The sequence below is a fragment of the Streptomyces sp. SD31 genome (genome assembly GCF_052068475.1).
GTDB lineage: Bacteria > Actinomycetota > Actinomycetes > Streptomycetales > Streptomycetaceae > Streptomyces.
Map to the genome: position 1 here is coordinate 381,557 of NZ_JBQHCX010000001.1, position 13,754 is coordinate 395,310.

Here is a 13,754-nt window from a genome sequence, read left to right on the forward strand (position 1 = left end):
CGTACGCGAAGGGCCCGGCAGCCTGCGCTGCCGGGCCCTTTCACATGGGCGTCACTCCGGATTGCCCGTCGAGACCGTGAACTTCATCGTCGGCGGGTTCTCCGGGTCGAAGTCCGTGCCCGCCTCGGGAGACTGCACCAGCACCGTGCCGTCGCCGTACGTGTTCTCGTCCTTGGAGGTCTTCTCGTACTTCCAGTCGGCAGCCTTGAGACACTCGACGACCGAAGGCCAGTACTGGTACGAGAAGTCCGGCATCCGTACCTGGTCGGGGTCGAGGAACGACTCCCGCGGCTCGGTGCACGTCGTCGTCTCGACCGTCCTCGAGCTGTCCCCCGCCCGGTATCCGGCCGCCTTCGTGGCCGGCGCCGACGTGCTCGTGCCGTCCCCGCCCGCGTCGTCCTCGGACCCGCCGCCGGGCAGTGTCAGTGCCGCGATCAGGCCGCCCACCGCGACGAGGGACACGACGATCGAGCCGATGATCACCGCGCGGTTGTTCTTGCCGCCGCCCGAAGTGGCCCCCGGCTGGGGCGAGATGGTGTACGGCGGCGGGGTCGGATGGCCCGGCTGCGGGGAGTACGCCGCCGGCGGAGGTGTCTGGTAGCCGGGCTGCTGCGGGTAGCCGTACCCCGGCGGGGGCGTGCCGGGCGGCGGGGTGCCGTACGGGTTCGGGGCCGGGGTCGCGGACGGCTGGTACGGCGTCTGGACCGGGCCCCCGGGCGGCGGCGTCTGGCCGACCGGCGGGAACACCGAGGCGCCGACGCCCTGGCCGCTCTGCGCCTGTGAGCCCGGCACGATGCTCGGCGGGGCCGCCTGGAAGGACGCGGCCACGCGCAGGCACTCGTCGCGCATGGCCTCGGCGCTCGGGAAGCGCTCGTTCGGGTTCTTCCTCAGGGCACGGGCGACCAGCGCGTCCACGGCGGGCGGCAGGGCGCGGTTGATCGAGGACGGAGCGGCCGGCTCCTCCTGCACATGCGCGTACGCGATCGCCAGCGGCGAGTCCGCGTCGAACGGCAGCCGCCCGGTGACCAGTTGGAACAGCATGATGCCGACCGAGTACAGGTCGGAGCGGGCGTCCACGGCGCGGCCCAGCGCCTGTTCCGGCGAGAGGTACTGCGGCGTGCCGACCACCATGCCGGTCTGTGTCATCGAGGTCACACCGGACTGCATGGCGCGCGCGATGCCGAAGTCCATGACCTTGACCACGCCGCGCTTGTTCAGCATCACGTTGCCCGGCTTGATGTCCCGGTGGACCAGCCCCATCTCGTGGCTGATCTCCAGCGCCGCGAGGACATCCGCGGTGATCTTCAGTGCCTTGTCGGCGGGCACCGCGCCGAACTGCCGTACGTCCTCGTCGAAGACCGAGCTGAGCGGCCGGCCCTCGATGTACTCCATGACGATGTACGGCGTCGTCATGCCGTCGAGATCGTCCTCGCCGGTGTCGAAGACGGAGACGATATTGGTGTGGGTGAGCTTGGCCACGGCCTGGGCCTCGCGGCGGAAGCGCTCGCGGAACGCCTGCTCGCGGCCGAGTTCGGTGTGCAGGGTCTTGACCGCCACCTGCCGGTCGAGCACGGCGTCGTACGCGAGGTGCACCGAGGCCATGCCGCCCTCGCCGAGCAAGTCGCGCAGCTGATAGCGGCCGCCGGCGAGCGCCCGCCCCGCATACCGGCCCTGTGCGCCGTCCTGGCTCATGTGCTGCGTCCCCCGTAGCCTCTTAGGCGCCTGCGATTGCCGTGGATTGCCGTGGATCGGGTTTGATCCCGAGTGATCCAAGTGCTATTCCCGGCCAAGTCTGCCCCACGGCACTGACAGGTCAAGCGCGGTGCCCGTTCCGTGACCGTACGCGAAAGAAGCGTCGCGGAAGAGTTACCGGGGCAGTACGGGCGGTACACAGAATTTGCACGAGCGGACGCGGTACCGGTTTGATGGCCGGTCCGTCTCCCTCCGGTTGGGGCGGCCGTCTCGGACCGACGGCTTGCGTGGAGGCTGTAGCGTGGCCGACGGAGACCGTAACAACACCGCGCGCACCGCGGGCAGAAACGACGGCGAGGACTGATGGCACAGCAGCAGCGCGCTCAGGGCCCGTCCGACCCCGAGGCGGCTGGCGGCGGTATGTCAGACGCGCCGGAGATGTGGGGTAATGGCGGGCTTGTCGGGGACGGCCGTTATCGGCTGACCCGCAGACTCGGCCGGGGCGGTATGGCCGAGGTGTTCGCGGCCGAGGACGTGCGCCTCGGCCGCACCGTGGCGGTCAAGCTGCTGCGTTCCGACCTCGCCGAGGACCCGGTGTCCAAGGCCCGCTTCACGCGCGAGGCCCAGTCGGTGGCCGGCCTCAACCACCACGCGATCGTCGCCGTGTACGACTCCGGCGAGGACTTCGTGGGCGGCCACAGCGTGCCGTACATCGTGATGGAGATCGTCGAGGGGCGGACCATCCGCGACCTGCTCCTCAACGCCGAGGCGCCCGGCCCCGAGCAGGCCCTGATCATCGTCTCCGGCGTCCTTGAGGCGCTCGCCTATTCGCACCAGCACGGCATCGTGCACCGTGACATCAAGCCCGCCAACGTCATCATCACGCACAACGGCGCCGTGAAGGTGATGGACTTCGGTATCGCCCGCGCCCTGCACGGCGCGCAGTCGACGATGACGCAGACCGGCATGGTCATGGGCACCCCGCAGTACCTCTCGCCCGAGCAAGCGCTCGGCAAGGCGGTCGACCACCGCTCCGACCTGTACGCGACGGGCTGCCTGCTCTACGAACTCCTCGCGCTGCGCCCGCCGTTCACCGGCGAGACCCCGCTGTCGGTGGTCTACCAGCACGTCCAGGACATCCCGACGCCGCCGTCCGAGGTCGCCGAAGGGGCGCCGCCGGAGCTCGACGGCCTGGTCATGCGCTCGCTCGCCAAGGAGCCGGACGACCGGTTCCAGACGGCCGAGGAGATGCGCGGCCTCGTCCAGTACGGCCTGCAGATGCTGTACGACCAGGGCGGCCACACCGGCACCTGGAACACCGGCCCGGTGACGATGCACGACGGCCGGCACACCCCGTCGGCGGGCTTCGCGAACACGACCGTCATGGGGCACCCCTCGGACCCCGGCTCGGGTACGACGCAGATCCCGAAGCCGATCCTGCCCGCCGGGTACGGCGGCGGGGACGACGGCGGCTTCGAGGGGCACGGCAACAGGGGCAGCGGTCGCGGCAAGCTGTGGATCCTCGCCGTCCTCGCGGTGATCGCGATCGCGGCGGGTGTCGCGCTGGCACTCAAGGGCACCGGCTCGGGCAGCGGCGGGGCCGACACGACGCCGACGCCCACCACCTCGCAGACCGCCGACAAGGACCAGGCCAGCGAGACGCCGAGCGACGAGGCGACCGAGCAGCCGACCGACGAGTACACGGACGACAGCACCGGAACGGGCACCGACCCGGACTACACGCCGTCGTACGAGCCCTCGTACACGCCCACCGAGGAGCCGACCACGGCCGAGCCGACCGAGGAGCCGACGACGGCCGAGCCGACCGAGGAGCCGACGGAGGACCCCACGGAGGACCCCACGGAGGAGCCGACGGATCCGGCGACGCTGCCGACGGCACCGACGGGCGACGGCGCCTGACCGGTCTCCCGGCACGGCTCACCGAGAAGTCACCCCACGCGCGCGTGCGGCCCGGAAACGGGCTTCACGCGCGCGTGCCGTTTACGGCGGGTGGCTGGATCGTTCTGCAGGCATAATCTGATTTATCCGCTTTCATGCACGAGATCAGCGTCACACCGGTTCAGTGACCTCGCCCTCGGTGGCTCTTCCCGTGACCTGGGTCACCGATATAACGTGCCGTTGTTCCGGCCCCCTGCAAGGCTGTGACCAGGAGTTGTTCCGGACTTTCGCGATTTACTTGGAAATCCAAGCAAAAACGCAGGTCAGGAGGGGTTTCACAGAAATGTGGAGCACTGGGTAACGTGCCTATTGCAGGGCGCTCGCCGGGGCACCTGTCACGCCTGTCCCCCAACGAGCCGCACCCACCCTGTGCGTCCGTAGGGCTTCAGGTGAGCCGCACTGGCACCCGGCGAACCCGGGTAGCCGGACCGACGGAGGAGCACACGTGACCGTGGAGAGCACTGCCGCGCCAAAGCCGCGACGCAGCGCCGGTACCAAGAGCACGGCCGGCAAGCGCACAACCGCAAAGAAATCGCCAGGCACCGACCCCGAACTCGTCCAGCTGCTGACGCCCGAGGGCAAGCGCGTCAAGAACGCCGAGTTCGACAAGTACGTCGCCGGCATCACCCCCGACGAGCTCCGCGGCCTCTACCGCGACATGGTGCTCACCCGCCGCTTCGACGCGGAGGCCACCTCCCTGCAGCGCCAGGGCGAGCTGGGCCTGTGGGCCTCGCTGCTCGGCCAGGAGGCCGCCCAGATCGGCTCCGGCCGGGCCACCCGCGAGGACGACTACGTCTTCCCGACCTACCGCGAGCACGGCGTCGCCTGGTGCCGCGGGGTCGACCCGGCCAACCTGCTCGGCATGTTCCGCGGCGTGAACAACGGCGGCTGGGACCCGAACAGCAACAACTTCCAGCTCTACACGATCGTCATCGGCTCCCAGACGCTGCACGCCACCGGCTACGCCATGGGCATCGCCAAGGACGGCGCCGACAGCGCGGTGATCGCCTACTTCGGCGACGGTGCCTCCAGCCAGGGCGACGTGGCGGAATCGTTCACCTTCTCCGCGGTCTACAACGCCCCCGTGGTGTTCTTCTGCCAGAACAACCAGTGGGCGATCTCCGAGCCGACCGAGAAGCAGACCCGGGTGCCGCTCTACCAGCGTGCCCAGGGCTACGGCTTCCCGGGCGTCCGCGTCGACGGCAACGACGTCCTGGCCTGCCTCGCCGTGACGAAGTGGGCGCTGGAGCGCGCCCGCAGCGGCGAGGGGCCGACGCTGGTCGAGGCGTACACGTACCGCATGGGCGCCCACACCACCTCCGACGACCCCACCCGCTACCGCGGTGACGAGGAGCGCCTGGCCTGGGAGGCGAAGGACCCGATCCTGCGCCTTCGCCGCTACCTGGAGGCTTCAAACCACACGGACGAGGCATTCTTCGCGGAACTGGAGACCGAAAGCGAGGCGTTGGGCAAACGAGTGCGCGAAGCGGTCCGCGCCATGCCGGACCCGGACCACTTCGCCATCTTCGAGAACGTGTACGCGGACGGGCATGCGCTCGTCGACGAGGAGCGCGCCCAGTTCGCCGCCTACCAGGCGTCGTTCGCGGACGTCGAGGGGGGTCACTGAGATGGCAGAGAAGATGGCTCTTGCCAAGGCGATCAACGAGTCGCTGCGCCGTGCCCTGGACGCGGACCCCAAGGTCCTCATCATGGGCGAGGACGTCGGCAAGCTCGGCGGCGTCTTCCGTGTGACGGACGGACTGCAGAAGGACTTCGGCGAGAGCCGCGTCATCGACACCCCGCTGGCCGAGTCGGGCATCGTGGGCACCGCGATCGGCCTCGCCCTGCGCGGCTACCGCCCGGTCGTGGAGATCCAGTTCGACGGCTTCGTCTTCCCGGCGTACGACCAGATCGTCACGCAGCTGGCGAAGATGCACGCGCGCTCGCTGGGCAAGGTCAAGCTCCCGATCGTCGTCCGCATCCCCTACGGCGGCGGCATCGGCGCGGTGGAGCACCACTCGGAGTCCCCCGAGGCGCTCTTCGCGCACGTGGCCGGTCTGAAGATCGTCAGCCCTTCGAACGCGTCGGACGCGTACTGGATGATGCAGCAGGCCATCCAGAGCGACGACCCGGTGATCTTCTTCGAGCCGAAGCGGCGCTACTGGGACAAGGCCGAGGTCAACACGGAGGCGATCCCCGGCCCGCTGCACAAGGCGAAGGTCGTCCGTGAGGGCTCGGACCTCACCCTGGCCGCCTACGGCCCGATGGTGAAGCTGTGCCAGGAGGTCGCCGACGCGGCCGCCGAGGAAGGCCGGAATCTGGAGGTCCTGGACCTGCGCTCGGTCTCCCCGCTCGACTTCGACTCCATCCAGGCCTCCGTCGAGAAGACCCGCCGCCTGGTCGTGGTCCACGAGGCACCGGTGTTCTTCGGCTCGGGCGCGGAGATCGCCGCCCGGATCACGGAGCGCTGCTTCTACCACCTGGAGGCCCCGGTGCTGCGCGTGGGCGGTTACCACGCCCCGTATCCGCCGGCGCGCCTGGAGGAGGAGTACCTGCCGGGCCTGGACCGGGTGCTCGACGCCGTCGACCGTGCCCTGGCGTACTGAGGAGAGGGGCATGACGACGATGACGGAAGCGTCCGTGCGCGAGTTCAAGATGCCCGACGTGGGCGAGGGACTCACCGAGGCCGAGATCCTCAAGTGGTACGTCCAGCCGGGCGACACGGTCACCGACGGTCAGGTGGTGTGCGAGGTCGAGACGGCCAAGGCGGCCGTCGAGCTCCCCATCCCGTACGACGGGGTGGTCCGGGAGCTGCACTTCCCCGAGGGCACGACGGTGGACGTCGGTATGGCGATCATCGCGGTGGACGTGGCGGGCGGTGCGACCCCGGTCGCGCAGGCACCGGCTCAGGCCCAGGTTCCCGCCGAGAAGCAGCCGGAGGAGGCCAAGCCGCAGGGCCGCCAGCCGGTGCTGGTCGGCTACGGCGTGGCGGCGTCCTCGACCAAGCGCCGCCCGCGCAAGGGGGCCGGGGTCCCGTCCCAGGAGCCCTCGACGGCGGCGCAGGCCCTGCAGAGCGAGCTGAACGGCCACGGCCCCGCCGCGGCGGTGGAGCCTCCCCGGCCGCTGGCGAAGCCGCCGGTGCGCAAGCTGGCGAAGGACCTGGGCGTCGACCTGGCCACGGTGACCCCCACCGGCCCCGACGGCATCATCACGCGCGAGGACGTCCACGCGGCGGTGGCCCCGCCGACCCCGGCTCCCGAGCCGGTGTCCCAGCCCGCTCCGGTCGCCGCCCCCGCGGCGGCCACATCGGCGCCGGTGGCCACGTACGACGCGGTCCGCGAGACCCGCATCCCGGTGAAGGGTGTCCGCAAGGCGACGGCGGCGGCGATGGTCGGGTCGGCGTTCACGGCGCCGCATGTCACGGAGTTCGTGACGGTGGACGTGACGCGCACGATGAAGCTGGTCGAGGAGCTCAAGCAGGACAAGGAGTTCGCGGGCCTGCGCGTGAACCCCCTGCTGCTGATCTCCAAGGCTCTCCTGGTCGCCATCAAGCGCAACCCGGAGGTGAACGCCTCCTGGGACGAGGCGGCCCAGGAGATCGTGCAGAAGCACTACGTCAACCTGGGTATCGCGGCGGCGACCCCGCGCGGCCTGATCGTCCCGAACATCAAGGACGCCCACGCCAAGACGCTTCCGCAACTGGCCGGGGCGCTGGGCGAGTTGGTGTCGACGGCGAAGGAGGGCAAGACGTCCCCCGCCGCGATGCAGGGCGGCACCGTCACCATCACCAACGTCGGCGTCTTCGGCGTCGACACCGGCACCCCGATCCTCAACCCCGGCGAGTCCGCGATCCTCGCGGTCGGCGCGATCAAGCTCCAGCCGTGGGTCCACAAGGGCAAGGTGAAGCCGCGTCAGGTCACCACGCTGGCGCTCAGCTTCGACCACCGCTTGGTGGACGGCGAGTTGGGCTCCAAGGTGCTGGCCGACGTGGCGGCGATCCTGGAGCAGCCGAAGCGGCTGATCAGCTGGGCGTGAGCCACAGGCGGTAGCGAAAGGGGCGGCCACTGCCGAGTGGCCGCCCCTTCGTCGATCGCGTACGTCAGCTGATCCTGGCGTAGCCGTAGTTGATCAGCTTCTTCACGTCCGTCGTACGGTTGGCCTCGGAGGAGGCCGTGAGGACGGCGCCCATCACCGACTCGCCGTTGAGCGTGGCGGCGAAGACGAGGCAGTACTTGGCCTCGGTGCCCGAGCCGGTCTTGATGCCGAGCGTGCCGTTCCAGCCGAGCAGGGCGTTGGTGTTCTTCCACGGCGCCATCGTGCGGGTGGCGCCGGTCTTCGTGATCGTCTTTGCCGTGTACTGCTTGGTCTTCACGACGGTCTTGAACGTGGAGCTCTTCATCGTGCTGCGGGCGAGGATCGTCAGGTCCTTCGCGGACGAGTAGTTCGAGCCGTTGCTGATGCCGTCGAACGAGTCGAAGTGCGTGTTGGTCATGCCAAGGTTCTTGGCCATCGTGTTCATCTTGCCGATGAAGCTCTTGGTGCGGGCCGCGACCGTCGTACCGGAGCCGAACTTGTTCGCGAGGGTCATCGCGGCGTCACAGCCGGACGGCAGCATCATCCCGTAGAGCAGCTGACGGACCGTGACCTTGTCACCGACGATCAGGTGAGCCGTCGAGGGATAGCCCTTGCGGACCATGTAGTCACTGACCGCCTGCGGGATCGTGACCTTGGCGTCCAGGTTCAGGTTCGACTGCGAGAGCACGACCTTCGCGGTCATGATCTTCGTCGTGGAGGCGGTGAGCCGGTGGGTGTTCTCGGACTTCTTGAAGAGCGTCGTGCCGGTGGCGCTGTTCATGAGGAACCCGCTCTTGGCAGTGATGGTGGGCGTCGTCACAGCCTGCGCGGGTGCCGCGGTGAGGGCGCCGGTGACGAGCACCGCACCGGTCGTCACGGCGACGGCTGCGGCTCTGCGGACACGGAAGCCCTTGATGGCGGTTATCAACTGAAATACCCCGATTACGTCGAATGCCCCTGTGTGCGGCCGAGTTGGAGGGGGAGACATGTGGGCCGCACATGTGTGACACGTAAGTAGCACAGAAGGTTGTGGGGCGGGTGCGGTGGGTCCCCGTGTCTGATTCCTGATCAGGTTTCTCGTCCGTATGCTGGACGGGTGCCCTCATGCGTACGTGTTGTATCTATGCTGTGGGCATGCCTTCCGCCCCGCCCGCTCCCGCGAAGCAGTCGTCCATGAGGCAGACGTCCATGAAGCAGCCCCCCGCCGCCGACCGCGTCTACACCCACGTCAAGCAGGGTGTCCTGGAGCGCCGCTACGAGGGCGGGACCCTCCTCACGGAGGGCGAGCTCGCCGAGGCAGTCGGGGTCTCGCGCACGCCGGTGCGGGAGGCGCTGCTGCGGCTGGAGGTCGAGGGGCTGATCAAGCTCTATCCGAAGAAGGGCGCACTGGTCCTGCCGGTCTCCGCACAGGAGATCAAGGACGTGGTGGAGACACGGATGCTCGTCGAGGAGCACGCGGCGCGCAAGGCCGTACCCGCGCCCCCCGGCCTCATCGCGCGCCTGGAGGAACTGCTCGCCCAGCAGAAGGCCCAGGCCGCCGCCGGCGATCTCGCCGGGGCAGCCGTCACCGACCGGTGCTTCCACGCGGAGATCGTCCGCAGCGGCGGCAACGAGATCCTGTCGCGGCTCTACGACCAGCTCCGTGACCGGCAACTGCGCATGGGCGTCGCCGTCCTGCACTCCCACCCCGACCGGATCGCCAAGACCCTCGTCGAGCACGAGGAGATCCTCCAGGCCCTGCGCTCCGGGGACGCCGAGGCCGCCGTCGGGATGGTCCACCGGCACATCGGCTGGTTCTCGCACCTGGCGCGGGGTGAAGAACGATGAAGGCCGGGTTGCCGGGTGCCCCTCCCCCAAAGGGGGCACCCCCGGGCGGCCGCCGCGCCGCCGCCGTCTGGGGCATAGGCGTCTCGGTCTACTTCGTCGCCGTCATCTTCCGTACGTCCCTCGGGGTCGCCGGCCTCGACGCGGCGGACCGCTTCGACGTGAACGCCTCCGCCCTGTCGACCTTCTCGATCCTGCAACTGCTCGTCTACGCGGGCATGCAGATACCCGTCGGCCTGCTCGTCGACCGGCTCGGCACCAAGAAGGTGCTGACCATCGGCGTGGTCCTGTTCACGGCGGGCCAGCTGGGCTTCGCCTTCTCGCCGTCGTACGGCATGGCCCTCGCCTCGCGTGCGCTGCTGGGCTGTGGCGACGCGATGACCTTCATCAGTGTGCTGCGGCTCGGCTCCCGCTGGTTCCCGGCCCGGCGCGGGCCGCTGATCGCGCAGCTCGCGGGGCTCGCGGGCATGGCCGGCAACCTCGTCTCCACGCTGGTGCTGGCCCGGCTGCTGCACGGTGTGGGCTGGACGGCGGCGTTCGCGGGCAGTGCGGCGGCGGGCGTCGTCGTACTGGTCCTGCTGCTGTTGTTCCTCAAGGACCACCCCGAGGGACACGAGCCGGAGCCGCTGCCGCATCTGGGCGCGGCCTACGTACGCAGTCAGATCGCCGCCTCCTGGCGGGAGCCGGGCACGCGGCTGGGGCTGTGGGTGCACTTCACGACGCAGTTCCCGGCGATGGTGTTCCTGCTGCTGTGGGGGATGCCGTTCCTCGTGGAGGCACAGGGCCTGTCCCGGGCGACGGCCGGTGAACTGCTCACCCTGGTCGTCCTGTCCAACATGGTCGTGGGCCTGGTCTACGGCCAGGTCGTCGCCCGGCATCACGGGGCGCGGCTGCCGCTGGCGCTGGGCACGGTGGGCGCGACGGCGGTGCTCTGGGCGACGACGCTGGCCTGGCCCGGCGATACGGCGCCGATGTGGCTGCTGGTCGTGCTGTGCGCGGTGCTCGGGGCGTGCGGGCCGGCCTCGATGCTCGGCTTCGACTTCGCGCGGCCGGCGAATCCGCCGGAGCGGCAGGGGACGGCGTCCGGCATCACCAACATGGGCGGTTTCGTCGCCTCGATGACGACGTTGTTCGCGATCGGGGTGCTGCTGGACGCCACGGGGGACGACTACGCCATCGCCTTCTCGGTGGTGTTCCTCCTCCAGGCGCTGGGGGTCAGCCAGATCCTGCGGCTGCGTAAGCGGGCGGCGCGCAGGGAGCGGGAACGGCTGGTCGCCAGCAGGGTGGAGACCGTGCACGTTCCCGCGTGAGCCGGTGAGGCGGTGAGCTGGTGGGGCGGTGAGGCGGTGCGTCAGAGGGCTGGGACGAGCGTGAGGTACGCGAGTCCCAGGACCCCGCGGTAGCTCATCCACTGGGCGCGATGGCGGTCGAGGCGCTCGCGTGTCTCGGCCGCGAGCGGGTGGTCCGGGTGCTCGGCCAGCCATATCTCGAGGTCCGCCTGGTACGCCGACTCGAACTCCTCCCACTCGTCCAGGCTCGCCGTCTCGGTCCACTCCGGGCGGAAACCGGCGTCGACCGCGAGGTCGAGCAGGGTCGCGAGGTCGTAGTGGTCCGTGGCGGCGGCTCCCGGCCACATGCCGGCGAGTTCGGCGGGGGTCGGGGTGCGCTGCCAGAAACCCTCCCCGAGCAGTACGCGGCCGCCGTCGGTGACCAGGCGGCGCAGTGCGCGCAGCGCCTCGATGGTGTGGTCCGGTGGCTCGGCCGTGCTCAGAGCTTGGCTCGCTCCGACGCACAGGACGAGGTCGGCGGGGCCGTGCGAGGTCGCTACGGCGGATTCCTCGACGAACGTGGCCCTCTGTGTCAGCCCTCGGGTCTCGGCGTTGCGGCGGGCGCGGGCCAGGTCCTCGGTCTTGATGTCGATGCCGGTCCCGGTCGCTTCGGGGGTGGCGGCCAGGACACGGAGCATCAACTCGGCCCAGCCGCAGCCGATGTCCAGGACCGTGGTGGGGTTCGTGCGGGTGAGTCGTTGGACGAGGCTGTTGGCTCGTGCCTCGGACAGGGGGCCGTGGAAGGTCAGGCGGGTCAGGCGTGGGGGCTGGGCGGTTGCCGCGGAGGTGTCGGTCACAGCGAGACGTTAGCCTCGGGCGCGGAGTGGGCGACAGTGGATTTCGCCCCCGCCGCCCCTACCCGTCCCATCCTGAAGGGGCTCCGCCCCTTCGACCCCGCTGGGGCTGCCGCCCCAGACCCCGCTTCGGCCCTGAACGGGCCTCGTCCTCAAACGCCGGACGGGCTGGAATGCCTGGACCGGCGTCGAAAAGGAGTTGGCCCTACGGCGTCACCGTGAAGTTGCGCAGAATCGCTGCCGTCAGCTCCGGGTCGCCCTCTGCCTTCACCCGGTCCGCCGCCGCCTCCGGCGTGACGCGGCCGCAGGCGAGGCGGACGTAGGTTTCCCAGTCGAGGGTGAGGGTGGCGGCGGGGCCCAGGGCGGGGGCCGTTTCGAGGGTGCCTCGGCCCTGGATGTCGACGCGGATCGTGCGGAGGAACTCGATCGGGCCGTGGACGTCGAAGACGATCGCCGAGCTGCGGGGGGCGTCGGCCCGGACGGCGACTATGTCGGGCAGCTGGGCCAGCAGGACGTCGCGGGCGACGTGCGCGCCGGGGGAGTCGAGGTTCCCGGGGCGGCCGAGGGCGGTGCGCAGGTCCTGCTCGTGCACCCAGACGTCGAAGGCGTGGCTCCGCATGGACTCTTCGAGGGTGAGCTCCGTGCCGAGCGGGCCGCGCACCTTGGTGCCGGGGTCACGGGACTCGTTGCGCAGCTGGCGGTTGCGGCGGATGACCGTGTACTCCAGCTCGGAGGTCATCTCCGGCGCCGTGTGGTGGCGGCGGACGTCGACCTGCATCTCCATATAGCGCTGGTGGTCGTTCGTGACGTGGAAGAGGTCGCGCGGGAGCGTGTGGATGGGGCGCGGGTCGCCGAGCATCTCGCAGTCCAGGCCGATGACATGGGACACCACGTCGCGTACCGACCAGCCGGGGCAGGGGGTACGCCGGTTCCACTCGCCCTCCACTAGCGGTGTCACCAGCTCGGATATCGCTTCGATGGAGTGGGTCCAGGCGTCGGCGTAGGGCTGGAGGGTGGGATGCAGACTCACGGAACGGGACCCCTCGGCGGTTGGAACGTCGGTACGCGGGCGGTTTCTGGCGGCGTTGCCAGTGGGCGGCGGCTGCTGTCGGCGGGTGTCTTGGAACGCTAAGTTACGCTGCTGTGAGGCACCCCGGCAGTGCTTTCGTGTGACGATCGTAGGCGTGTGTGGAAGCCCGTGTGGACCGCTCGAATGCCAGGACGGTGGTAGTGTGCGCGCCTCTTTGCTCCAGATCGATGTCAATGAGGGCGAATCGGTCGAATCGCGTCGGGTGAGGGTGGCCTCGCTGGTGCGGGAACAGGCCGGGGCGGATCTGGTGGTCCTGCCCGAGCTGTGGACGACCGGGGCGTTCGCCTACGAGGAGTTCGGCAGCGAGGCCGAGCCGCTCGAAGGACCGACGTACGAGGCGATGGCCAAGGCCGCGAGCGACGCGGGCGTGTGGCTGCACGCGGGCTCGATTCCCGAGCGTGACCCCGAGGGCCCCCTCTACAACACGTCCCTCGTCTTCTCCCCCTCCGGTGATCTGGCCGCCGCGTACCGAAAGATCCATCGGTTCGGCTTCGACAAGGGTGAGGCCGTGCTGATGGGCGCGGGCGAAGAACTGGTGACGGTGCGTCTGCCCGAGACGATCCTGGGTGTGGCCACCTGCTACGACCTCCGTTTCCCCGAGTTGTTCCGCGGCCTCGTCGACGCCGGCGCCGAGACCCTGGTCATTCCGGCGGGCTGGCCGGAGCGCCGCCGGGCGCACTGGACGCTGCTGGCTCAGGCGCGGGCGGTGGAGAACCAGGCGTTCGTGCTCGCCTGTGGAACGGCCGGGACACACGCGGGAGTTCCGCAGGCCGGTCACTCGATCGTGGTGGATCCGTGGGGCGAGGTGCTGGCGCAGGCCGGCGCGGGGGAGCAGGTCCTCTCGGTGGAGTTCGACCCGGGGAAGGTCGCGGTGACGCGGGATCAGTTCCCGGCGCTGAAGGACCGGGCGCTGGGGTTGGCGGCGCCGCGCCGCTGACGGTCGCCGAGGCGGCGGTCGTGGCGGCGGTCGTGGCGGCGGTCGTGGCGGAGGTC

11 protein-coding genes are annotated in these 13,754 nt (G+C 70.0%); 7 read left to right on the forward strand and 4 right to left on the reverse strand.

Annotated features, from left to right (window positions below):
• Positions 1-51: 51 nt before the first annotated feature.
• Positions 52-1,692, reverse strand: coding sequence for a protein kinase domain-containing protein (locus ACTMVF_RS01715; protein ID WP_441269138.1), 1,641 nt, complete (start codon positions 1,690-1,692; stop codon positions 52-54).
• 363 nt (positions 1,693-2,055) lie between these two features.
• On the opposite strand from ACTMVF_RS01715, the gene ACTMVF_RS01720 reads away from it, so the two are divergent.
• The 4 genes from ACTMVF_RS01720 to ACTMVF_RS01735 all read left to right on the forward strand — a co-directional run bounded on the left by ACTMVF_RS01720 (position 2,056) and on the right by ACTMVF_RS01735 (position 7,686).
• Positions 2,056-3,612 carry a protein kinase domain-containing protein gene (locus tag ACTMVF_RS01720; RefSeq protein ID WP_441269139.1) on the forward strand — a complete coding sequence of 519 codons (1,557 nt, stop codon included), beginning with the start codon at positions 2,056-2,058 and terminating at the stop codon, positions 3,610-3,612.
• A gap of 484 nt (positions 3,613-4,096) precedes the next feature.
• Positions 4,097-5,278, forward strand: coding sequence for a pyruvate dehydrogenase (acetyl-transferring) E1 component subunit alpha (gene pdhA / locus ACTMVF_RS01725; protein ID WP_441269140.1), 1,182 nt, complete (start codon positions 4,097-4,099; stop codon positions 5,276-5,278).
• Position 5,279: 1 nt separating this feature from the next.
• A complete protein-coding gene (locus tag ACTMVF_RS01730; RefSeq protein ID WP_441269141.1) occupies positions 5,280-6,257 on the forward strand; it encodes an alpha-ketoacid dehydrogenase subunit beta in 978 nt (325 codons plus the stop codon).
• Positions 6,258-6,267: 10 nt separating this feature from the next.
• Positions 6,268-7,686: a dihydrolipoamide acetyltransferase family protein gene (locus tag ACTMVF_RS01735; protein ID WP_441269142.1), complete on the forward strand. Its 1,419-nt coding sequence runs from the start codon at positions 6,268-6,270 to the stop codon at positions 7,684-7,686.
• A gap of 64 nt (positions 7,687-7,750) precedes the next feature.
• Here the strand turns inward: ACTMVF_RS01735 and ACTMVF_RS01740 are convergent, their stop codons facing one another.
• Entirely contained in the window at positions 7,751-8,653 is a 903-nt protein-coding gene (locus tag ACTMVF_RS01740) for a D-alanyl-D-alanine carboxypeptidase family protein (RefSeq protein WP_441269143.1), read from the reverse strand.
• 206 nt (positions 8,654-8,859) lie between these two features.
• On the opposite strand from ACTMVF_RS01740, the gene ACTMVF_RS01745 reads away from it, so the two are divergent.
• Positions 8,860-9,552, forward strand: coding sequence for a GntR family transcriptional regulator (locus ACTMVF_RS01745; protein ID WP_441269144.1), 693 nt, complete (start codon positions 8,860-8,862; stop codon positions 9,550-9,552).
• A complete protein-coding gene (locus ACTMVF_RS01750) occupies positions 9,549-10,859 on the forward strand; it encodes an MFS transporter (RefSeq protein WP_441269145.1) in 1,311 nt (436 codons plus the stop codon). The genes ACTMVF_RS01745 and ACTMVF_RS01750 overlap by 4 nt, the downstream gene beginning before the upstream one ends.
• 41 nt (positions 10,860-10,900) lie before the next feature.
• Here the strand turns inward: ACTMVF_RS01750 and ACTMVF_RS01755 are convergent, their stop codons facing one another.
• Together ACTMVF_RS01755 and ACTMVF_RS01760 are read right to left on the reverse strand one after the other, a co-directional pair.
• Positions 10,901-11,674, reverse strand: a complete 774-nt coding sequence (locus ACTMVF_RS01755) for an SAM-dependent methyltransferase (protein WP_441269146.1) — start codon at positions 11,672-11,674, stop codon at positions 10,901-10,903.
• A 202-nt stretch (positions 11,675-11,876) separates the two neighbouring features.
• Entirely contained in the window at positions 11,877-12,701 is an 825-nt protein-coding gene (locus tag ACTMVF_RS01760; RefSeq protein WP_441269147.1) for a maleylpyruvate isomerase family mycothiol-dependent enzyme, read from the reverse strand.
• Positions 12,702-12,903: 202 nt separating this feature from the next.
• Here ACTMVF_RS01760 and ACTMVF_RS01765 point away from each other — a divergent pair, with 202 nt between their 5' ends.
• Entirely contained in the window at positions 12,904-13,698 is a 795-nt protein-coding gene (locus ACTMVF_RS01765) for a carbon-nitrogen family hydrolase (protein WP_441269148.1), read from the forward strand.
• Positions 13,699-13,754 lie beyond the last annotated feature (56 nt).